Here is a 21,597-nt window from a genome sequence, read left to right on the forward strand (position 1 = left end):
GCTACCTCGCCGGCCTCCACCTGCGCGCTTCATTGATCTGGATCAAGGACCTCACCCGGACCAGCCCTTGATCACAACCGAATACGCGCCCTAGTGGGAGTGACCGTGGCCGTGACCGGCCTCGGGCTCCTCGTCGGCCGGCTTCTCGACGACCAGGGTCTCGGTCGTGAGCAGCAGCGACGCGATGGACGCGGCGTTCTCCAGGGCGGAGCGGGTGACCTTGACCGGGTCGATCACGCCGGCCTTCACCAGGTCGCCGTACTCACCGGTCGAGGCGTTGAAGCCCTGGCCCTTCTCGAGCTCCGCCACCTTCGCGGTGATGACGTAGCCCTCGAGGCCGGCGTTCTCGGCGATCCAGCGCAGCGGCTCGACGGCGGCGCGGCGGACCACGGCGACACCGGTGGCCTCGTCGCCGGTCTTGCCGAGGTTGCCCTCGAGGACCTTGACGGCGTGGACGAGCGCGGAGCCACCACCGGAGACGATGCCCTCCTCGACCGCGGCGCGGGTCGCGGAGATGGCGTCCTCCAGACGGTGCTTCTTCTCCTTGAGCTCGACCTCGGTGGCCGCACCCACGCGGATGACGCAGACGCCACCGGCGAGCTTGGCGAGGCGCTCCTGGAGCTTCTCGCGGTCCCAGTCGGAGTCCGTGGACTCGATCTCGGCCTTGATCTGGTTGACGCGACCGACGACGTCCTCGGAGTTGCCGCCACCGTCGACGATGGTGGTGTCGTCCTTGGTGATGGTCACGCGGCGGGCGGTGCCCAGCACGTCCAGACCGGCCTGGTCGAGCTTGAGGCCGACCTCCTCGGCGATGACGGTGGCACCGGTGAGGGTGGCCATGTCGCCGAGCATCGCCTTGCGGCGGTCGCCGAAGCCGGGGGCCTTGACGGCCACGGCGTTGAACGTGCCGCGGATCTTGTTGACGACGAGGGTGGAGAGCGCCTCGCCCTCGACGTCCTCGGCGATGATCAGGAGCGGCTTGGAGGCGCCACCCTGGATGATCTTCTCGAGCAGCGGGAGCAGGTCCTGGATCGAGGAGATCTTGCCCTGGTGGATCAGGATGTACGGGTCGTCGAGGACGGCCTCCATACGCTCCTGGTCGGTGACCATGTAGGGCGAGAGGTAACCCTTGTCGAAGGCCATGCCCTCGGTGAAGTCCAGCTCCAGGCCGAAGGTGTTGGACTCCTCGACGGTGATGACACCGTCCTTGCCGACCTTGTCCATCGCCTCGGCGATGAGCTCGCCGACCTGCTTGTCCTGCGCGGAGAGCGCGGCCACGGCGGCGATGTCGGTCTTGTCCTCGATCGGACGGGCGGTCGCGAGAAGCTCATCGGACACGGCCTTGACCGCGGCGTCGATGCCCTTCTTCAGCGAGGCCGGGGAGGCGCCGGCGGCGACGTTGCGCAGACCCTCGCGGACCAGCGCCTGGGCCAGCACGGTGGCGGTGGTGGTGCCGTCACCCGCGATGTCGTTGGTCTTGGTCGCCACCTCCTTCACGAGCTGGGCGCCCAGGTTCTCGTACGGGTCGTCGAGCTCGACCTCGCGCGCGATGGTGACGCCGTCGTTGGTGATGGTGGGGGCACCGAACTTCTTGTCGATGACGACGTTGCGACCCTTGGGGCCGATCGTCACCTTCACGGTGTCGGCAAGCTTGTTGACGCCGCGCTCAAGGGCGCGACGGGCGTCCTCGTCGAACTTCAGAATCTTCGCCATGGGAGCTGTTGTGTCCTCTCGAAAGAACTACGCCCCGGTCGCCCGGTTGTTCAGACTCGGGTGGCCGGGGCGTAGATCAATGCAAACTGGGGTTCCGTACTTTCCGGGGTACCTGCCCCCGGACCCCGGCTACTTCTCGACGATCGCGAGAACGTCGCGAGCCGAGAGGACGAGGTACTCGTCGCCGTTGTACTTCACCTCGGTGCCGCCGTACTTGCTGTAGAGCACGACGTCGCCGACGGTGACGTCGAGCGGAAGACGGTTGCCGTCCTCGAAGCGACCCGGGCCCACGGCCAGGACGACGCCCTCCTGGGGCTTCTCCTTCGCGGTGTCCGGGATGACCAGGCCAGAGGCCGTGGTCTGCTCGGCGTCGAGCGGCTGGACCACAATGCGGTCCTCGAGCGGCTTGATGGCAACCTTGGAGCTGGCGGTCGTCACGATCCGACCTCCCCCTTCGGAGATCTCACGGGGTTAACTGTCTGAGGTGGCGACCAGGTCGGATCCGTCGTCGCGGGTGCCGGAGCTGCCCGTCGCCGTGTCTGGCACTCCCCGGTGGAGAGTGCCAACGAAGCCGAGACTATGACGCGGTTAGCACTCGGTCAAGCGGAGTGCCAATTCGACGTGCGCTGCGCGTGCCGTTCCACCCCTGGGGTGAACCCCTCGTACAGACCTCGCACAGGCCTCGCGCGGGACGCGCACTGGGCGCTTACCGGCGCACCGGACGGTCGCAGGGGTGGACCTTCCCGCGCGTCGCCGGGGGTAATCCTCCGCCGGGCCCTCAGAGATAGTCCTCCAGGCGGGCCACGGTGTAGCCCTGCTTCTGGATGCTGCGCAGCATGTTCGTCGTCATCCGGGTCATCGACGTGCCCTTCAGCTCCTTCGGCCCGCGGAAGTGCGCGAGGACGATGTCGCCGGGCCGCAGCTTGCCGCCCTGCGCGTAGCGCATGTCGTTGATCTGCATGGTGGCCTCCCACAGCACGACCGCCTTCACCCCGCAGCCGCCCGCGGCGGCGAGGGTGGCGTCGTTGTAGTTGCCGTAGGGCGGACGGAAGAGCGTCGGTCGGGCGCCGTACCGCTTGGCCAGGACGTCCTGCTGTCCGCATATCTGGCGGCGCTGGGCGTCGGGGTCAAGGGTGCGCAGGTTGGGGTGGCCGAGGGTGTGGTTGTGGACGCCGTTGCCGAGGGCGTGGAGCCGGTCGAAGTAGGGGTAGCCACGGCCGGCGCGGGCGATGTCGTCGGTGAGGAACATTGTCAGCGGCAGCTTGAGGTCCTCGGCCATCTTCACGAACTCCGGGTCCTTCTCGGCCCCGTCGTCGATGGTCACGAAGGCGACCTTGTCCCGGGTGGGCACCCGCCGTACGAGCAGGGGCGCGCCGCCCGCCTTCACGCTCTCCGTCAGCTTGCGCGCGGGCGGGGCCGGGGGCGCGGCGAGGGGCTTGTCGAGGCCCCAGCGGCGGTAGGCGTCGGAGGCGGTGGGGGTCGGGGAGGCGGTCGTGCCGACCGCACCCACCGGCCTGCCCTTGCCCGCCTTGTCCGATCCGGACGAGGCTCCGGCGGTGGTCCCGGACGAGCAGCCCGAGAGCAGGCCCGTCAGCAGAAGCGTCGCGGCGCAGACGGGGAGGGCGGTGGCGAGGGCGGCCCGGAGGCCGGAAACAGTCGTGCTCACCGGCACGATTGTTGTTCATGTGTTCGATGCCTCTGACCGGGGCCGGACTTGGGGGGTTACAGCTCCGGTGCCGGTGCCGGTGCCGGCAGTGCCGCGACGGCGGCCGCCCAGGGGAACGCGTCGACTTCGTCGCCGCGCTCCGGGTGGTAGCCGTCGCCACCGAGGAGCACGGTCACGCCCGCCTCGCGCAGGAACGCGACGCTGCGCCCGAAGGCGGGATGCGCGGCCTGGGCGGCGCCGAGATGCGGCAGGGCGGCGACGGGCAGGCGCAGCCCGATCGCCTCGGTGACGAGCCCGAGCGCGAGGGTGTCGGCGATGCCGACGGCCCACTTGTTCAGCGTGTTGAAGGTGGCGGGCGCGACGAGGACGGCGTCGGCGGCGGGCAGCACGTCGGGCTCGTCGGGGAGCTTGTACGCGTGCCGGACCGGATGCCCGGTCAGGTCCCGCAGCGCGTCCGTGTCGTCGGCCAGCCAGCGGTGCGCGGAGGGCGTGAGGATCAGACAGACGTCCCAGCCGGCCGCCTGGGCGGCGCGGATGCCGTCGGTGATCCGGCGGGCGGGCGGGGCGGCGCAGGCGATCAGGTACAGGACGCGGCGCGCGGTGCCGTTCGCAGTCATACGGGCCAGTCCACGGGGTGCGGCCGGGGCCCGCAAGTGGTGCGTTCCCCGCGGGGCGGGCTCCGACGGCCGGGGCGTCGGGCATCGGGCCTCGCGCCCCGGGCATCGGGCCTCCGACGTCGGCGAGAATGAGACACGTGCCCGCACCGAACTCCTCCACCGGCTCGCCCACCGACGCCTTCGCCGCGCTCCTCACCGACGAAGGACGGCGGCTCCTCGACACCCTGCGCGACTACGACCCCGCCCAGGAGCTCGCCACCGCGACCCGGCTGCGCCGCGAGTACTCCGCCGAGCTGGTGTCGGCCGCGCTCGGCCAGGCGCGGCTGCGACAGCGCGCGGTGGCGAAGTTCGGGGCCGAGGACGCGTACCGCATGTTCTTCACCCCCAACGGCGTCGAGCAGTCCACCCGCAAGTCGGTGGCCGAGTACCGCGCCGGGCGTTTCACCGCGCTCGGCGTCCGCCGTCTCGCCGATCTGTGCTGCGGCATCGGCGGTGACGCCATCGCGCTCGCGCGGACCGGGGTCTTTGTGCTGGCCGTCGACCGCGACCCGCTGACTTGCGATGTCGCCCGTGCCAACGCGGCCGCCCTGGGGCTGTCCGACCTCATCGAGGTGCGGTGCGCGGATGTCGCCGAGGTCGACACCGCCGGCTACGACGCGGTGTTCGTGGACCCGGCGCGGCGCGGCGGGCGGGGCCGGATCTTCGACCCCGAGGCGTATTCACCGCCGCTGTCCTGGGCGATCGGGGCCGCCCGTACCGCCCCGCGCGCCGCGCTCAAGATCGCGCCCGGGGTGCCGCACGAGGCGATCCCCGAGGAAGCGGAAGCCGAGTGGATCTCGGACGGCGGTGATGTGAAGGAGGCCGTGCTGTGGTTCGGCACGGCACCGGGGGCGCGGCGGGCGACGCTGCTGCCCCAGGGCGCGTCCCTGGTCGGCCGAGGCCTGCCGGACCCGGCCGTACGGCCCGTGGGCCGCTACCTCTACGAGCCCGACGGCGCGGTCATCCGCGCGCACTTGGTCGCCGAAGCGGCCGAGGAGCTCGCCGGGGGGCTGATCGACGAGACGATCGCGTACGTGACGAGCGACGAGCTGCGCCCGACGTCGTACGCGGCGGCCTACGAGATCACGGACGTGCTGCCCTTCAACCTGAAGAAGCTCAAGGCCCTGCTGCGCGAGCGCGAGGTGGGCGTCGTGACGGTGAAGAAGCGCGGGTCGGCGGTCGAGCCGGAGGAGCTGCGCAAGAAGCTCAAGCTCGCAGGGCCGAACTCCTGCACGATTCTGCTCACCCGGGTGGCGGGTGCCCCGACGATGCTGCTGGGGCACCCGGCCGGCTGACGGTCAGGAGTAGAGGTTGTCCTTGCTCAGCTCGTGGAAGTGGTCGTGGTCGTGCGCGTGGCCATGACCGTGTGAGTGGCCGTGGCCGTCTCCGTGGTCGTGGTCCTCGCCGTGCGTGCCCGGCACGTGCGTCTCGGTCACCGGGAGCGACGAGTCGGCCGAGAGGTCCCACGACGACGCCGAGCGTCCCCGTGCCACCATCTCCGCGCCGAGTGCCGCGACCATCGCGCCGTTGTCCGTGCAGAGCTTCGGGCTGGGCACGCGCAGCACGATGCCCGCGTCCTCGCAGCGGCGCTGGGCCATGGCCCGCAGCCGGGTGTTGGCGGCGACACCGCCGCCGATCATGAGGTGGTCGACGCCGTTGTCCTTGCAGGCACGGACGGCCTTGCGGGTGAGGACGTCGACGACGGCCTCCTGGAAGGACGCCGCCACGTCCGCGACGGGCACGTCCTCGCCCGCCGCGCGTTTGGCCTCTATCCAGCGGGCGACGGCGGTCTTCAGACCGGAGAAGGAGAAGTCGTAGATCGGGTCGCGGGGGCCCGTCAGACCGCGCGGGAACTTGATCGCCGCGGGGTTTCCCTCCCGGGCGTAGCGGTCGATGACCGGGCCGCCGGGGAAGCCGAGGTTCAGGACGCGGGCGACCTTGTCGAAGGCCTCGCCCGCCGCGTCGTCGATGGTCGAGCCGAGCGGGCGGACGTCGGAGGTGATGTCCGGCGCCAGCAGCAGGGACGAGTGGCCGCCGCTGACCAGCAGCGCCATCGTCGGCTCGGGCAGCGCGCCGTGTTCGAGCTGGTCGACGCAGATGTGCGAGGCGAGGTGGTTGACGCCGTAGAGGGGCTTGCCGAGCGCGTACGCGTACGCCTTGGCCGCCGAGACGCCGACGAGCAGGGCGCCCGCGAGGCCGGGGCCGGCGGTGACCGCGATGCCGTCGAGGTCCCGCGCGCTGACGCCCGCTTCCTTCAGGGCGCGCTGAATGGTCGGGACCATGGCTTCGAGGTGGGCACGGCTGGCCACCTCGGGAACGACGCCGCCGTAGCGGGCGTGCTCGTCGACGCTGGAGGCGACCGCGTCGGCGAGGAGGGTGTGGCCGCGGACGATGCCGACTCCGGTCTCGTCGCACGAGGTCTCGATGCCGAGTACGAGAGGTTCGTCAGCCATGGGTCATTCCTTGCTCGGTGTTCTTTACGGCGGAGCCGCTGTCGGAGGCGGAAGGGGGTTCCGCGGATTCGTCAGGGCCGGAGGGGTCGGTGGGGGGCGCGTCGGTCGCGAGGCGCATGACCAGCGCGTCGATGTTGCCCGGCTGGTAGTAGCCGCGCCGCACCCCGACCGGCTCGAAGCCGAAGCGCTCGTACAGCCGCTGGGCGCGGGTGTTGTCGACCCGCACCTCCAGGAGCACCTCGCGGCACTCGAAATCGGTCGCGGTGGTGAGCAGCTCGGTGAGGAGACGGGCGCCCAGGCCCGTGCTCCAGTGGTCGTAGGCCACGGCGATGGTCTGGACGTCGCCGGTGCCGTCGATGGCCGCGAGGCCCGCGTAGCCGACGATGCGGCCGCCCGTGGGCGTGGTGCCGGCGCCCGTGCCGGGTCCGCCGGCCGCGCTCGCGTGGCGCCCGGCCACGCCGGCGTCACCGGCGCCCGGGGCGTCGTCGGCGCCGTCCGCGCCGCCGGGCAGCTCCGCGACGACGTAGCGGCGGTTGGCGTTCGCCCCGCGCGCGTGGGCCAGCTCGGACCAGAAGAGCCCCTTGGACCAGGCGTCGTCGGGGAAGAGCGCGCGCTCCAGCTCCAGCACCGGTGCGATGTCCCACCAGCGCATCTCACGGATCCGCACGGCCTGGCTCACTTGGGGGTGACCACCTTGTAGTTGGCCGGCACCTGCGCGTCCGGGCGGCGCAGGTACAGGGGCTGGTCCGGCAGGAACTCGCCGCCCGTCCGCAGCTTCTCCGCCGCGAGGGACGCCAGCGCGCCCGCCGACTGGTGCTGGGGCTTCTCGGCCCGTACGTCCGAGAAGGCGTCGGGGTAGAGCACGGCGCCCGCACCGACGGCCGTGAGGCCCGCGAGCGGCTCGGTGAGGTCGGCGGGGCGGTCCACGGCGGGCTCGCTCACGCGCGTGCGCGCGTCCGCGTAGCGGGCCCAGTAGACCTCCTTGCGGCGCGCGTCCGTCGCCACGACGAACTCGCCCTCCAGGCCCGCCTGGCCCGCGGCGTACGCGATCCCGTCGAGCGAGCACAGGCTGTGCACGGGGACGGACAGCGCGGAGGCGAAGGTCGCGGCGGTGACGATGCCGACCCGCAGGCCGGTGTACGGTCCGGGGCCCACGCCGACGACGATCCCGGTCACGGCGTCCAGCGTGCGGCCGGCCTCGGCGAGCACGCGGTCGACGGCGGGCAGCAGGAGCTCACCGTGGCGGCGCGCGTCCACCTGGCTCGACTCGGCGACGACGGTGTCCCCGTCGTGGAGGGCGACGGTCACGGCGGGGGTGGCGGTATCAAGAGCGAGCAGCAGCACATGGACAGCCTACGGCGCGCACGGGGGAGCCCGGTGCGCGCGCCCGCCTCCGCCGAGGGCACGACGGGGGCGTATGCGGTGCTACGGTCAGCCGCAAAGTCGTACGCAGGACGAAAGGGTGCGCAGCGTGGCACGCAGCAGCGCGGGGGCCGTGGTGGCCGGACTCACGGCAGCGGCACTGGCCGCGGTCGGCTTCCTCGCCTTCCAGGCACAGGCCGCACCCGACCGCCCCGCCCGGCCCACCGCCTCCGCCTCCACCGGCAAGACCGGGGAGAAGGCCGAGGGCGGCAAGGACGCCTCCGGCAAGGACAAGACGGGCCAGGAGAAGGCGGCGGCCCCGGTCCCGGCCGGTTCGGGCACCGGGCAGCGGGTCGTCTACGCGCTCGGGCAGAAGCGGGTCTGGCTGGTCGGCGCCGACGGCAAGGCCACCCGGACGTTCGAGGTCACGCCCAGCACGGCCGAGCTGAAGCCGGGGACGTACGCGGTGACCTCGCGCAGCCCCCGGGTCGTCGGCTCGGACGGGACGCCGGTCGAGCACATCGTGCTCTTCCACAGCCTGCCCGGGATCGTCTTCGGTTTCAGCGCGGCGGTCGACGGCTCGAAGCCGACTCCGGCGGCCAACGGGAAGAAGACGGGCGGCATCCGTGAGACGCGGCCGGACGGCGACGCGATGTGGGCGTTCGCGGTCCGAGGCACGAAGGTTGTCGTCGTTCAGTAGCCCTTGCCCTGGCCGGGCCCTTGGGTCACTCGTACGGGTGTCTCGACTGCCGGGCGTCTCGGCTGCGGGCCCGTCGTTTGCCGCCTGCGGCGGCGAGCGCCCCTCGCCTGGCCGGCAGTTCTTGGCTGACAGCCTTTGCCGCCTGCGGCGGCGAGCGCCCTGCGGGCGCGTCCTCAAACGCCGGACGGGCTGGATATGGCCGAGCTCAGCCGTATCGAGCCCGTCCGGCGATTGGGGACATCACGGGCCTAGGCCGCCTCACGCTCCCCGGCGCCTGCGGCGCCATCCGCTTCCGGTGCCTCCGGCGCCGAAGGCGCCTTCGGCGGGGTGGAGACCGCGTCGGCCGCGGCACACGACGCCAGGAGGTCACGCATCGACGGGGGCCGCTCCTCGGAGCGTTTCACCACGGCGGCAGCAGGCTCTTGGGCCGACATGTATGCCTCCTGGGGCAGCTGGGCAAGGTCAGGTACTTAGGTAGACCTAACCGAGTCTCTGTCTCCATGTGACCATGCCCGACACCGCCGACGCAACATCTTGCCGACGGCTTGTCGGAACGTACGGACAGCCCTCTCCTACCCCAGCGGCGTCAGATCCACGCCCGCCCAGCGCGTGCCGACTCCGGTCACCGTCACGCCGCGCTCGTCGTCGACGTCCTCGACGCCGTCGAGGTCGTCGAGGCCCGGGGCGTCGGCCCCCACGGCCCGCTCGATGACGACGTGCAGCCGGTCGTCGGACAGCTCCTCGACCTTGCCGTCGCCCCACTCCACGACGATCACGGACTCGGGCAGCGAGACGTCGAGGTCCAGGTCCTCCATCTCGTCCAGCCCGCCGTGCAGCCGGTAGGCGTCGACGTGGACGAGGGCCGGGCCGTCGCCGAGCGGCGGGTGCACGCGGGCGATCACGAAGGTGGGGGAGGTGACGGCACCGCGCACGCCGAGGCCCTCTCCCAGCCCGCGGGTCAGCGTCGTCTTGCCGGCGCCCAGCTCGCCCGTGAGCAGCACCAGGTCACCGGGGCGCAGGAACGTGGCTAGTCTGCGGCCGAGTCCTCGCATGTCCTCGGCGGACTTGACGGTGATCCGGGTGGTGGTGGCGATGGTGGCGTCGGCGGCCGTGTCGTGGTGGGCCGTGTCGTGCGGGGCGCTCATACCCGCCGATGGTACGGGCTCGGGCCCGTAAGGGGCCGAGCCGTGCCACCGCGAGTACGAACGCCCCCCGCCGCCGCGGGTGTGGGGCCCGGCTCCCTCAGCCGTGCCGGCGCGTTCCGGCCGACCGCCGTTGCTCGATGCCCCGGGCCGCCTCGCCCGCCCCGGCCGCGGCCAGCATTCCGGCCAGGTGCTCGTCGACCGTCCCGGGGTGCTCCAGCATCACCAGATGCCCGGCGTCCGGTACGAGCACCAGCTCGGCGTCCGGCAGGGCCGCCGCGATGGCTTCGCTGTGCTCGCTCGGCGTCATCAGGTCCCTCGTCCCGGCGAGCACGAGCACCGGCATGTGGTCGAAGGCGCACAGCGCCTCCACCTTGTCGTGTTCGGCGAGGGCAGGGTAGAACTCGGCGACGATCTCGACCGGCGTCGCCTCGATCAGCCGCTCGGCGAACCGTGCCACCGCCGGGTCCACGTCGCGCGAGCCGAACGAATAGCGCTTGATGAGCCCGGCGAACAGGTCGGCGGTGGCCCGCCGCCCCCGCTCGACCAGCTCGGCCTGCGCGGTCATCAGCTTGAAGACGCCCGGCAGGACGCGGCGCGCCACGTTCAGCCCGCCGACGACGGGAAGGCCGTAGGTGAGCTCGGCGATCAGCCCCGAGGACGTGCCGATGAAGGCCGCGCCCACGACGCGCTCGGCGACCAGTTCGGGGTACTGCGCGGCCAGCGCCATCATCGTCATGCCGCCCATCGAGTGCCCCACCAGCACCAGGGGTCCCTCGGGGGCGGCGGCGTCGATGACCGCCTTGAGGTCACGGCCCAGCAGGTCGATGCTGACGGGCGCTTCGCCGTCGCGCTGGGAGACGCCGCGGCCGGAGCGGCCGTGGCTGCGCTGGTCCCAGAAGACGGTCCGTACGGCACCGCGCAGCGCGGCCCGCTGGAAGTGCCAGACGTCCTGCGCCAGGCAGTAACCATGGCTGAAAATGACAGTGACCGGCTCGGCCTGCGGGCGCGCGGCACCCCCGAAGAACCGTCGCCGGGGCGCCGGGGCGTCCGCCGCGGCCGTGCCGTCGACCTCGTCGACCTCGTAGTGCAGCTCGGTGCCGTCCTCGGCGACCGCCGTGCCCGCGGTGCCGCGCAGCGTCCCGTACGGGGCCGAGGCATCCAGGGCCAGGCGCGCCTTGCGGCGCATGCCGCGGCCCACCGTCAGGCGTTCCACCGCCACACCGACCGCGGCCCCGGTGGCGATGATCCCGATCGCGGCGCCCGCGATCCCGGCGCCCCGCCACCGGCCGACGGCGTCCGCGCCCGTGGTTTCTCCTTCGCTCATTCCCGGTCCCCCGTGTCCTAGCTGTGGTCCACGTCCTCGGCGGTCTCTCGCATGTCCACGTTCTCACCGACATAGACGCGGGGCACCCGGCTGGAGATGCGCGTGACGACCTCATAGGCGATGGTGCCCGTGGCACGCGCCCAGTCCTCGGCGGTCGGCTCGCCCCGGTCGCCCGGGCCGAACAGCACCGCCTCGTCACCCACCCGGGCGCTGTCGCCGCCCAGGTCCACGACGAACTGGTCCATGGCCACCCGGCCCGCGACCGTCCGCCACTTGCCCCCCACCAGCACCGGCCCGGTGCCGGAGGCGGCCCGCGGAATGCCGTCGGCGTAGCCGACGGGAACAAGGGCGAGGGTAGTGGGGCCGGGCGTCGTGTAGTGATGCCCGTACGAGACACCGTGACCGCCCGGCGCCCGCTTGACCGAGGCGAGCGAGGCGGACAGCGTCATCACGGGCTTGAGGCCGAAGTCCTCCGGCGTGCCGACCTCGGGGCTCGGGGAGACGCCGTAGATCGCGACACCGGTCCGCACGAGGTCGAAGTGGGTCTCGGGGAGCGTGAGCAGCGCCGGGGAATTGGCGATGTGCCGCACCTCGGGGGTGATCCCCTGGCGCTCGGCGTAGTCGAGGGCGTCCTTGAAGACCCGCAGCTGTGCCTGGATGGAGGGGTGGCCGGGCTCGTCCGCGCAGGCGAAGTGCGACCAGATGCCGGTGACCCGGATCAGGCCCTCGGCCTCGGCCTCGCGGGCCGCGAGCACCAGTTCCGGCCAGTCGTCGGGCTGGCAGCCGTTGCGGCCGAGCCCGGTGTCGATCTTCAGCTGCACCCGGGCCCGCAGGCCGCTCGCGCGCACCGCCGCCGACACTTCCTCCAGCGCCCACAGGCCGCTGACCGTGACGTCGATATCGGCCTCGACGGCCTCCCGCCACGGTCCGCCCGGCGTCCACAGCCAGCACATCAGCCGTCCGGTGTCCCCCGCGTCCCGCAGCGCCAGCGCCTCCTGCGGCGTGGCCGTACCGAGCCACTCGGCCCCGGCCTGCCGGGCCGCACGCGCGCAGCGCACCGCGCCGTGGCCGTAGGCGTCCGCCTTGACCACGGCCATCAGCTGCGCCCGGGGCGCACGTGCCCGCAGCGTCGTCACGTTGGCTCGCAGGGCGGCCAGGTCGATCACGGCACGGGCGCGCATCGGCATCGGTGTCTCACTCATCCCCGTCAGTGTCTCAGGCCCCGGCGGGGCGGTGTCGAGGGTGTCATGTTCCGGGCGGGCGGAAGCGTCGGCGGCCACACTGAAGGCATGAGGACTGGTTACAGCGTCGAGACCGTACGGGCCGCCGAGCGCGCGCTCATGGCCGAACTGCCCGAGGGCGCCCTGATGCAGCGCGCGGCGGCCGGGCTCGCCGCCGCCTGCGCCGACCTGCTGGGGAAGGTGTACGGGGCACGGGTGGCCCTGCTGGTCGGCAGCGGGGACAACGGCGGCGACGCCCTGTACGCGGGCGCCCGGCTGGCCCGGCGCGGCGCCGGGGTGAGCGCGGTGCTGCTCGCCCCGGACCGCGCGCACCCGGGCGGCCTGGCGGCCCTGCGGGCGGCGGGCGGACGGGTCGCGTCCGCCGAGGAGGGCGACCGCGTGGTGCGGCGCGCGGACCTCGTCGTCGACGGAATCGTCGGCATCGGCGGCAAGGGCGGCCTGCGCCCGGCTGCGGAATCCCTGGTCGCGGCGGCGGCCGGGGCCCTGGTGGTCGCCGTCGACCTGCCCAGCGGCGTCGACGCGGACACCGGCGAGGTGCGCGGCACGGCGGTCCGGGCGGACGCGACCGTCACCTTCGGCACGTACAAGCCGGGCCTGCTGATCGACCCGGCCCGGGAGCACGCGGGCGCCCTGCGCCTGGTCGACATCGGCCTCCGCCTGCCGGACGAGCCGGACGTGGAGGCGCTCCAGCACGCGGACGTCGCCGGGCTGCTGCCCAGCCCGTCGGCCGAGAGCGACAAATACCGCAGGGGCGTGGTGGGGGTAGTGGCCGGTTCGGACCGCTACCCGGGTGCGGCGGTCCTCTCCGTCGCGGGCGCCCTGCACGGCGGCGCGGGCGCGGTCCGCTACGTCGGCCCCGCGGCCGAGGCGGTCATCGCCCGCTTCCCCGAGACCCTGGTCTCGGCGGGCCCACCGTCGAAGGCGGGCCGGGTCCAGGCGTGGGTGGTCGGCCCGGGCCTGGGCGACGACGCCCGCGCCCGCCGTGCCGTCGACGACGTCCTGGCCTCGGACGTCCCGGTCCTCGTCGACGCTGACGGCCTGCATCTGGTCTCCGTCGACGCCCTGCGGGCCCGGTCCGCCGCGACCGTCCTCACCCCGCACGCCGGTGAAGCGGCGGCCCTTCTCGGCTGCTCCCGCGAGGACGTCGAGTCGTCCCGCCTGTCATCGGCACGGGCCCTGGCGGAACGCTTCGGTGTGACGGCCCTGCTCAAGGGCTCGACGACGGTGGTGGCCCGCGCCTCGGGCGAGGCGGTACGGGTGAACCCGACGGGGACACCGTGGCTGGCGACGGCGGGGAGCGGGGACGTGCTCTCGGGGCTGACGGGGGCCCTGCTGGCAGCGGGACTTTCGGGCCGGGACGCGGCGTCGGTGGGCGCGTATCTGCACGGCCTGGCCGCCCGGTCCCTGGGCGCGGCACCGCTGACGGCGATGGGGGTGGCGGGGGCGTTGCCGGGGGTGTGGCGGGGGGTGTCAGAGTGAGAGTTCAGGTGACGTGCGGTAGAGGGCGCAGCCGCTCGGCAGCAGATCCACGTGGTGGACCGGGCCGGCGTGGTGGAGGTACAGGCTCTCCAGGCTCAGGCCCTCCAAGTGGGCCAGGTCGAGGGTTTCCCTGGTGGCTACCGCACGACTACTGACGGTCAGCGTCCGGGCGTTGGGGAAGACCTCCGGCACGTGGGCCAGCCCGGCCAGACCGATGACGCCGGCCAGGACGACGTCGGACACGCCGGGCAGCGGCTCCCCGTGCCGCAGCGACGTCAGGTCCATCCTTCTGATGCCCAACGCGCTGAGCCGGGGCAGCGTGGCCAGAGGAAAAGCCGACAGGGGAAGTTCGGGGTTGTTCAAGGCCACCGTTTCGAGCCGGGGGTGCCGACTCAGCCCCACCAGCCGCAGGCCGGCCGCGCCACGTCCCAGGGCCAGGGACTTGAGCCGGGGCGGCAGCGTCAGCTCGCCGTCCGGCCCGTCGGGGACACCCGGATCGGTGCATTCGAAGTCGAGTGACTCCAGCCGCTCCAGCCCGGCCACCGCCTCCAGATCCCGGGGAAACCCGAACAGGGACAGTTCGAGGATTCGGAGCGCTTCGCCGTTCAGCGCCCCCAAATGGGCAACGCCCTCGGACTCGGTGATCCGCAGCGAGCGCAACGGCGGGCAGTCACGCAGGGCGCGCAGATCGATGATTTGCAGACATCCCCGCAGCGAGAGGTCCCTGAGTGCCGGTGTGGCCAGGTCCGCCAGGTCCTCGGGAGCGGAGGACCCCCGCCACTGCACCTCGGGCCGCCCACCGAGCCTCTTGAGTGCGACCAGGTGCTCCCGGGTCTTCGCGACGAACGCGAGCGAGGCCGTTGCCCCGGCCTCGTACGAGAGCTTGCCGATCACCGTATCCGCGTACTGCTCGGTGTCGAAGCGGTCCCACGCCCAGGCGAGCTGGGAGCGAACCTCCAGGGAGGGATGGGTGGCGTACCGGGACAGCAGGGGGATGGCCCGGTCGTCCGCCACCAGGGTCGCCGCCACGACGACGGCGTGCGCCACCTCGTTGTCCAGCCCCTCGGGCCCCGGCAGCAGGTCCAGTACGACGCGCCCCGCCGTCGCCAGCACCTTGGCCGACTCCTGGTCGCGCGGCGGCACGAGCTCCGCGGCCGCCTTCTCGACCCGCGTCCGTACCTCACGGTCCACCTCGGTGGCGTGTTCCAGACAGGCCGCCGCCAGCAGGTGCAGCCGGTAGCGGTTGGGCTCTTCCTTGTCGCCGCGTTCCAGCAGCATGGTGAGCAATTCGGCACGCGCGCGTGGCGGTGCGTGGCCGACGGCCATGCGCAGCACGTCATCCCACTGGTCGTCGTGGGCGTGGTTGACGAGGACGTCGAAGTCCCAGTCGTCCACGGCGGCCTGGGCCCCCAGGTAGTCCTGGAACGTGCGGTGGATGAAGTCCAAGGTCTCGCTGGTGGGCCGCCGCAACAGACCACTGCGCAGGACGAGATGGCGCAAGATCTCCTCGGCGTCGCCGCGCGCGGCGACGGAGGGCATGGCGGGGAGTGCCCGTTCGATGATCTCGACGGCCTTGTGCCATTCGATCACGGACCGGCCGTTGCGGATCAGCCAATAGGCGATCTTCTGCAACAGCGCCACCTGGTGGGTGTGTTCGAGCTCCATCCCGTCCCGGCCCGCGACGATCTCCCGCTCGCGGTCCCGCCGTACGAGCAGCAGCTCCAGCGCGGCGCGGTACAGCTCCATCCGGCCGTGCGGCAGATACCCGCGGCGGGAACGGTTGAGAGCGCAGATCAGCGCGCACATCAGCGGGTTGGTGGCCAGCCGCCCCAGGTCGGGCTTGGCGACGACCGCCGTGGTGAGCGCGTCCCGGAAGGCCCGCAACTGCGCGTTGTGCCGCGCTCCGGCGGCCGTGTGCCACCGGTCGATGAAGGCCGCGACGTCGCCCCGGCTCATCGGGAGCAGCTCCAGCTCGGTGAAGCCCGCGTCCGACAGCCAGCCCTCGCGCACCGCGGACGGTCTGGTCGTGATGACGTACCGCGCGTCGGGGTAGGCGGCCAGCAGGTCCTTGACCCAGGCCAGCGTGCGTCGGCGGTCGGCTTCGGGCACCTCGTCCACACCGTCGATCAGCAGCAGCACACTGCCCTCGGTCAGCCTGCGGGTCACCCACCCCGCGGCGGCGGGAAGCCCGGCCAGCGGACGGGCGGCGGCGGCCAGGAACTCCTCCGGCTGCGGCAGCTCGCCCTTCCGGATCAGCGACCGCAGCGGCAGCGTGAGCGGCACGCAGTCGCTCAGATGACTCAGCCCCGGGGGCAGGTCGCCGCGCGCGCTGATCGTCGCGAGCCACTGGAGCAGCGTGGTCTTGCCCGAGCCGGCGGCGCCCCGCAGCAGCACCCGCTTCTGCCCGGCCAGCGCGTCTTCGGCCCGCCGGGGCGACGGCCGTACGGCGGCGTCTCCGTTCGAAACCCCGAAACCATCGGCACTCGTGGAGCGCGGCACGCCGGTCAGTTCGAGGCTGAGGTAGGCGGCGTCGAGCGGCCACGTCTCGCCCTCGCCGTCGGAGAGGGTGAGACCCACGATGGTCAGTCCGCCGACCTTGCCGATGATGTAGTCGCGGAGCCTCCGTTCGAATGCCTCGATCTCCAGCTGACGGGTGGAGGTGAGGGAGCGCGTTTCCGGCTTGTGCCCCGCGTGAAGGCACTCGCTGAGGAAGTCGAAGTGCGACCAGAATGTCGCCGAGGACGTCACCATCAGACGTCCGTGGTTCCAGCCCTTCGGGTCCGCGCACACCACCCCGGCGAGCAGCCCGTCCACGAAGACGGCGGATCCGGACATCCCCGCCCACGGCGAGCTCCCGTCGGCGAGCGCCTCTGGGGCCCCGTGGTCGCTGTCGAGCACATGTCGGCCGCTGAGGAGATTGCTGCCCGGCTTGAGCGTCCCCACGACCTGCTCGGTGTCGAGTTCACCGTCCGCGTCCCGTTGCACCTGCGGAAACCCGACGGCCTGGGCACCCGGCAGAGCCCTCAGGTCCCGGGCCCGCCCCCACAGCAACGGCTCGAAGCCGCCCGCCACGTCCTCGGTCACCAGGTCCCGCTCGGCGAGCAGCAGGGCGGCATCACACCGCCGCTTCTCGTCCCGCGCCCACACCACTTTGCACCGCACGGGCCCGATGCCTCCGGGCACGACGACCTGGGGCGCGGGCGCATCGCCGACCACGTGTGCGGCGGTCAGAACGAGCCTGGGCGCCAGCAGATAGCCGCTCCCCTGGCTTCGGCCCAACACCGCCGCGATACGTTCCCTTGCCGGGTGCACAGCCGTCCTCCTCCGCCCGTCCACGCGTCGCCCTGACGATACGGCAGGTGGGTTGTGCGGTCAGGAGGTTGCGGGCCAGGACGCTCACGCGCTCAGCGCGACGACCTCCCGCAGCTCGAACCAGGACGGAAGGCCGCGCACTTCTAGACGAAGGTCATGCGCTCCTAGACCAAAGGCGGACGCCCAACCGTCGGCTGTCTCCCTAGCGTCGAAGCATGACGGTTGACACCAAAGACGGGGCCCACAGGTCCCCGGCCCCAGCACCGCACCGCGCAGGTGTACGCCCTGCCGAGCGGGCCCTCGCGCCCGACCTCGCGCGCGGGATCATGCTGCTGTTCATCGTGCTGTCCAACACCGCGTTCCACTTGTGGAGGTCCGAGTACGGGCCCTCGGGGTGGCAGCCCGTGACCGGGGGGTGGCTGGACCACGCGGTCCAGTTCACCATGATCACGGTGCTCGACCTGCGGGTCTATCCGCTCTTCGCCTTCCTCTTCGGCTACGGCATGATGCAGCTCTTCCTGCGCCAGACCGCCGCCGGGACCAGCGAACGCGGCGCTGCCAGGATCCTGCGCAGACGCAGCCTCCTCCTGATCGTCATCGGGCTCGCCCACGCCACGCTCCTCATGGCGGGCGACATCGTCGGCTATTACGGGCTGCTGAGCCTCGCCCTCGGCTGGCTCTTCCTGCGGCGGAGCGAGCGCGCCCTGAAGTGGTGGATCGCGATCGGTGCCGCGCAACTGGTGCTCGTTTCCGCACAGCCGGTCATATCCGCCTTGCTCCAGGGGGAGTTGGGGTCGTTGGGGGACGCGGGTGCGGCTCCGGGGGCCGAGGCGTACGGAGCGGACGAGGGGGGTTGGTTCGCGGCGGCCGGAACCCGGCTGGCGACCGGCCTTTTCATCACCTTCGCCGCGGCCCCCCTGTCTCTGATCGGCGGAGGCTACGTCATCTTTTTGCTCGGCTTCTGGGCCGCGCGCCGCCGCATCCTGGAGGAGCCGGGACGCCACCTGCCGCTACTGCGCCGCACGGCGGTCATCGGCATCACGGTCGGCTGGCTCGGCGCGCTGCCCGCGGCGCTCGCCCATGTCGGGGCACTCGATGTGCCGGACGACGCACAGAGCGAGACCGGGGCGCTGACCGTGCTCCGGGAAGTCACCGGGTACGGGGCCGGGCTCGGCTACGTCGCGGTAGTGGCGTTGTTCGCACATTGGTGGAGCGGGCGGCCCGCGCGGGGGAACGCGAAGGCCGCAGTGGCCATTTCTGCCATATCCGCCGTGGGCAAGCGGTCGCTGTCCAGTTATCTCGCCCATTCGCTGCTCTTCGCCCCGCTGCTCGCGGCCTGGGGCCTGGGCCTCGGTGCCCATCTGACCAGCGCGACGATGGCCCTGTTCGCGGTGGGGGTGTGGCTGGTGACGGTGGCCGGGGCGTACGCGCTCGAGCGACGGGGGCGGGGGGGCCCGGTGGAAGCGGTGCTGCGGCGGCTGATGTACCGGTAGCGGCGCAATGATCAGGCCGCCGCGGCCGAGACCGTCACGCGCTGAGCGCGACGCCCTCCCGAAGCTCGAACCAGACCTGCTTACCGACCAGGTCGAGCCCGTCCCACACCCACGTAACGCCGGAGGCGTGCGAGAGCCGACGCACGAGCATCAGCCCCCTCCCCCCTTCCTCGTCCGCCCGCGCCCGACGCGGCCACGGCAGCCGACGGAGGTCGTCATCCCGGACGGCCACCACGATGTGCTCCGCCCCGACGGTCACCTCCACGGCGAGCACGGGCACGCGCGCGTGCTGCACGACGTTCGTCACGGCGTCCGAGACGCAGACCCGGGCGTTCTCGATCAGTGGGCGCCGGTTGGCGGCGACGAGGGCGGCCGAGACGAATTCCCTGGCCAGCCGGGCGGAGGTCGGCACGGCGGGGGCGACGAGCCGATAGGTCATCGGTTCACCTCCGCGTGGTGGGCGGGACGGCGGACGACGTCGAAGCCGTGGGCTGTCGCCCAGAGGGCGTAGGGGGTCGCCGGGGGCGGGGGTGGTGGGGCCACGGCGGGCACACTACGGGCCGTGGTGCGGCGAGGGAAAAGGGCTCTCGCCTGGTGGACCCAACGGCGGATAAAGTCAGGCATGTTGACGCTCCAGATCAGCGTTGGCCAAGCCCCCGGACCGTTCGCAGCGGTCGCGGGGGTCTTTCGACCATCACAGAGTGCCGACACACCAAGGCCGGAACTATCAGAGGTTGTTGATAGCCCCGGCCAATGGATTGCCAGCCGTCACATTCCCAGCCAGGCTCCATAGTTGCTGAACGTGTCCGGCATCCGCCGCTTCGCCGACTCCAGGCCTGCGTACGTCTCCCGCACCGTCGGGTGGTAGCGAGTCTGCTGGGGCGCCAGCTTGCGCGCCATCTGCAAGTTCTTGAATGCGGCATCCGTTCGGCCGGTCCACAGTTGGGCTCGCGCCACCTCGGAATAGTGGTGCGCGAGCCGAGAGGGAGGCCACCCCTCGGGGATCGACGTCTCCTGGGCGACCCTCACCGCTTCCGGGTACTGATCCAGTTCGGCGAGCACACTCACGCGGTGCACGCCCACATTGGTCGGACCGAACGAAAGCCAATGAACCTTCTCAGCCGGCCCCGTCCGCGCCGCGATGCGCTGGGCTTCGTCCAGGTGTCCCCCGGCCGCGTCCTTGTCCTTGTCCCGGCCCGCCAGCACGGCGGCGCCCAGGTGGAGCTGCCCCGTCACCACGTCGCGCACTCTGCCCGCCTCTGCCTGTTCCAGGACGGCCATGCTCTGGCGGATGAGCCGCTTGCCGGTTCGATATTCACTGGCACGCAGATAGGCCAGGGCCCGTAGGTACTGGCGCATCCCGCCCAGGATCGGATCCGAAGCCCGTTGAGCAGCCCACTCCAGCCGGTCCAGCGCGATCGTGCAGAGATCCAGGAAACCGAGCTTCGTCGTGACGTCATAGGCAGTCCGATAAGTGCTGGCAAGCACCTGCCAGCTGCGATCACTGAGGGAAGCGTGCGCCGCCGTCGTGGCTTCGCAGATCAGATCCGGCAGCTCTGCGGCGACCTGCTTGATGTTCGTGACCCGAACCAGTGCGCACAGCTTTTCGGCGTGCGCCTCCAACTCATCGATCGGCCGAGGGAACACGTCCGGATCCGGACCGAGGTCGTACACATTCAGCGCCTCACGAATCGGCTGGATCAATCCGTCCAGCTGATCCTTGCGCAATTCCTCAAGGTACGGCTGCCCGGTCAATTCCGTGACGGGAACCGATAGGGCGCGGGCGAGAGAACCGATCACTGAAGGGCTCGCGGGCAGTACACCCTGCTCAACCTTGGTGATGGTGCTGTACGAAACATGGGACAGGTCAGCGAGTTCGCGCTGCGTCAGCCGACGCACCTTGCGTGCGTGCGCGACGCGCGTACCGGTGTGCTCGTCAATGTACGGGGGCATATTGAGCTCCGTTCTGACTGGACATCTGAACGGTACCCGTGCCGCGTTGCGGGGGAACGACGTACGGCCCCGCCCAGCAGGGCCGTACGCCACCTCAGATCACAGCCATCAGCGGCCGGCGCGAAGCGCAGCGATCAGCCAGTCCACCGCCGGGCCCATGCTCGGGGCCGGCCAGTCGTTGATCACGGCGATGAGCCGCCAGTACCGCTCGTACCGCGAGTCGTTGCCGATCTCCATGCGTTCCAGCAGCCAGGACCGGAACTCCGGGCCGTCCTCGCGACCCGACAGCTCCGCGCTCCGGGCCACCAGCTCGTCGACCACCGGGCGGGCCTCCTCGGAGGTCGGCTCGACGCCGGACTCACGGGCCCGAGCGGTCCGCTCCATGATGAGTTCAGCCAGCAGCCGGGTGTCCTCCGGGGCGGGTGTCCCGACCTCCGTGCGGGCCTGGAGCTGGTCGACGGCGGCCTTGCGCATTCCGGCGCGGAAATCCGCGTCCTGGACGAGCTCCGCCAGTTCCACCCAGGCGTCGATCTGCTCGGGCGTCGGGTCCTCCGGCAGTTCGGGCATCGCGTTGCGCATCGTGGCCAGGAATGCGTCGTCGACGTCGAGACCGTCGAAGGCGTGGTCGATGAAGTCGTGGATCAGGCGGCGGCGTTCCTGATCGGAAAGGTTGGCGAGCTTGTGCATGAGTTCCATCTCCTCGGGTGTGGACCCGCGTCCGGCTACCGCTCGCAGGACGGCCTGGCGCAGCCGCAACGTGCGGATCTGCACGTCGAGCGCCTCGGCGTGTACGGCGGCGACCTCGGCGACGGTGATCTCGCGTTCCAGCACCTGCTGGATGGCGGCGAGACCGACACCGAGTTCGCGCAGCGTACGGACGAGGCCGAGTCGGGCCAGGGCGTCCTGCCCGTAGAGCCGGTAGCCCGCGGGCGTACGGTCGGTCGGCGGCACCACTCCCGCATCGGACCAGAACCGGATGGTCTTGACCGAAAGACCGGTCAGCCGGGCCAGGTCACCGATGGAATGGAGGGTGTCGTCGTCCATGTCCGCCACCTTGGTGTCTCCCGTCGCTGGAGAGTCAACGCCGGGGCGCTCCGCGC

The 21,597-nt window shown here is 71.9% G+C and carries 19 protein-coding genes; 4 read left to right on the top strand and 15 right to left on the bottom strand.

Annotated features, from left to right (window positions below):
- Positions 1-90 precede the first annotated feature (90 nt).
- The 4 genes from groL to ACZ53N_RS31655 all read right to left on the bottom strand — a co-directional run bounded on the left by groL (position 91) and on the right by ACZ53N_RS31655 (position 3,996).
- Positions 91-1,713, bottom strand: coding sequence for a chaperonin GroEL (gene groL, locus ACZ53N_RS31640; RefSeq protein ID WP_130879032.1), 1,623 nt, complete (start codon positions 1,711-1,713; stop codon positions 91-93).
- Positions 1,714-1,842: 129 nt separating this feature from the next.
- Positions 1,843-2,151 (bottom strand): co-chaperone GroES, encoded by a 309-nt coding sequence (gene groES, locus ACZ53N_RS31645; RefSeq protein WP_215081936.1) that lies wholly within the window; start codon positions 2,149-2,151, stop codon positions 1,843-1,845.
- 340 nt (positions 2,152-2,491) lie between these two features.
- Positions 2,492-3,379: a polysaccharide deacetylase family protein gene (locus ACZ53N_RS31650; protein ID WP_469144249.1), complete on the bottom strand. Its 888-nt coding sequence runs from the start codon at positions 3,377-3,379 to the stop codon at positions 2,492-2,494.
- Between the two features lie 56 nt (positions 3,380-3,435).
- Positions 3,436-3,996, bottom strand: coding sequence for a flavoprotein (locus tag ACZ53N_RS31655; RefSeq protein ID WP_469144250.1), 561 nt, complete (start codon positions 3,994-3,996; stop codon positions 3,436-3,438).
- A gap of 128 nt (positions 3,997-4,124) precedes the next feature.
- On the opposite strand from ACZ53N_RS31655, the gene ACZ53N_RS31660 reads away from it, so the two are divergent.
- Positions 4,125-5,330, top strand: coding sequence for a THUMP-like domain-containing protein (locus ACZ53N_RS31660; RefSeq protein ID WP_469144251.1), 1,206 nt, complete (start codon positions 4,125-4,127; stop codon positions 5,328-5,330).
- A 3-nt stretch (positions 5,331-5,333) separates the two neighbouring features.
- Here the strand turns inward: ACZ53N_RS31660 and tsaD are convergent, their stop codons facing one another.
- Genes tsaD through tsaB form a run of 3 tightly spaced genes read right to left on the bottom strand, consistent with a single transcriptional unit; the run spans position 5,334 to position 7,832 of the window.
- The gene (gene tsaD / locus ACZ53N_RS31665) at positions 5,334-6,488 is read right to left on the bottom strand and encodes a tRNA (adenosine(37)-N6)-threonylcarbamoyltransferase complex transferase subunit TsaD (RefSeq protein WP_469144252.1); all 1,155 of its coding nucleotides are present in this window, start codon (positions 6,486-6,488) and stop codon (positions 5,334-5,336) included.
- Positions 6,481-7,167: a ribosomal protein S18-alanine N-acetyltransferase gene (rimI, locus tag ACZ53N_RS31670; RefSeq protein WP_469144253.1), complete on the bottom strand. Its 687-nt coding sequence runs from the start codon at positions 7,165-7,167 to the stop codon at positions 6,481-6,483. The genes tsaD and rimI overlap by 8 nt, the downstream gene beginning before the upstream one ends.
- Positions 7,164-7,832 carry a tRNA (adenosine(37)-N6)-threonylcarbamoyltransferase complex dimerization subunit type 1 TsaB gene (tsaB, locus tag ACZ53N_RS31675; RefSeq protein WP_469144254.1) on the bottom strand — a complete coding sequence of 223 codons (669 nt, stop codon included), beginning with the start codon at positions 7,830-7,832 and terminating at the stop codon, positions 7,164-7,166. The genes rimI and tsaB overlap by 4 nt, the downstream gene beginning before the upstream one ends.
- Before the next feature lie 127 nt (positions 7,833-7,959).
- Between tsaB and ACZ53N_RS31680 the strand changes: the two genes are divergently transcribed.
- On the top strand, positions 7,960-8,550 hold the full coding sequence (locus ACZ53N_RS31680; protein WP_469144255.1) for a hypothetical protein: 591 nt from the start codon (positions 7,960-7,962) through the stop codon (positions 8,548-8,550).
- A gap of 248 nt (positions 8,551-8,798) precedes the next feature.
- On the opposite strand, the gene ACZ53N_RS31685 is transcribed toward ACZ53N_RS31680, so the two are convergent.
- The 4 genes from ACZ53N_RS31685 to alr form a co-directional block, all read right to left on the bottom strand.
- Positions 8,799-8,984, bottom strand: a complete 186-nt coding sequence (locus ACZ53N_RS31685; protein WP_469144256.1) for a hypothetical protein — start codon at positions 8,982-8,984, stop codon at positions 8,799-8,801.
- A gap of 138 nt (positions 8,985-9,122) precedes the next feature.
- Positions 9,123-9,695, bottom strand: a complete 573-nt coding sequence (tsaE, locus tag ACZ53N_RS31690) for a tRNA (adenosine(37)-N6)-threonylcarbamoyltransferase complex ATPase subunit type 1 TsaE (RefSeq protein ID WP_469144257.1) — start codon at positions 9,693-9,695, stop codon at positions 9,123-9,125.
- A gap of 97 nt (positions 9,696-9,792) precedes the next feature.
- Positions 9,793-11,019, bottom strand: a complete 1,227-nt coding sequence (locus ACZ53N_RS31695) for an alpha/beta fold hydrolase (protein WP_469144258.1) — start codon at positions 11,017-11,019, stop codon at positions 9,793-9,795.
- A 17-nt stretch (positions 11,020-11,036) separates the two neighbouring features.
- Positions 11,037-12,221, bottom strand: a complete 1,185-nt coding sequence (alr, locus tag ACZ53N_RS31700; protein WP_469144259.1) for an alanine racemase — start codon at positions 12,219-12,221, stop codon at positions 11,037-11,039.
- Positions 12,222-12,308: 87 nt separating this feature from the next.
- Between alr and ACZ53N_RS31705 the strand changes: the two genes are divergently transcribed.
- Positions 12,309-13,739, top strand: a complete 1,431-nt coding sequence (locus ACZ53N_RS31705) for an NAD(P)H-hydrate dehydratase (RefSeq protein ID WP_469144260.1) — start codon at positions 12,309-12,311, stop codon at positions 13,737-13,739.
- Here the strand turns inward: ACZ53N_RS31705 and ACZ53N_RS31710 are convergent.
- A complete protein-coding gene (locus ACZ53N_RS31710) occupies positions 13,731-17,021 on the bottom strand; it encodes an NACHT domain-containing protein (protein ID WP_469144261.1) in 3,291 nt (1,096 codons plus the stop codon). The genes ACZ53N_RS31705 and ACZ53N_RS31710 overlap by 9 nt on opposite strands.
- A gap of 245 nt (positions 17,022-17,266) precedes the next feature.
- Here ACZ53N_RS31710 and ACZ53N_RS31715 point away from each other — a divergent pair, with 245 nt between their 5' ends.
- A complete protein-coding gene (locus tag ACZ53N_RS31715; protein ID WP_469144262.1) occupies positions 17,267-18,544 on the top strand; it encodes a DUF418 domain-containing protein in 1,278 nt (425 codons plus the stop codon).
- A gap of 34 nt (positions 18,545-18,578) precedes the next feature.
- Here ACZ53N_RS31715 and ACZ53N_RS31720 read toward each other — a convergent pair whose 3' ends face one another.
- From ACZ53N_RS31720 to ACZ53N_RS31730, 3 genes are all read right to left on the bottom strand, one after another.
- Positions 18,579-18,983 (bottom strand): ATP-binding protein, encoded by a 405-nt coding sequence (locus ACZ53N_RS31720; RefSeq protein ID WP_469144263.1) that lies wholly within the window; start codon positions 18,981-18,983, stop codon positions 18,579-18,581.
- Between the two features lie 329 nt (positions 18,984-19,312).
- A complete protein-coding gene (locus ACZ53N_RS31725; protein ID WP_469144264.1) occupies positions 19,313-20,497 on the bottom strand; it encodes a helix-turn-helix domain-containing protein in 1,185 nt (394 codons plus the stop codon).
- Positions 20,498-20,605: 108 nt separating this feature from the next.
- Entirely contained in the window at positions 20,606-21,541 is a 936-nt protein-coding gene (locus ACZ53N_RS31730) for a MerR family transcriptional regulator (protein WP_469144265.1), read from the bottom strand.
- Between the last annotated feature and the right edge of the window lie 56 nt (positions 21,542-21,597).

The organism is Streptomyces sp. NPDC033229 (genome assembly GCF_055576875.1).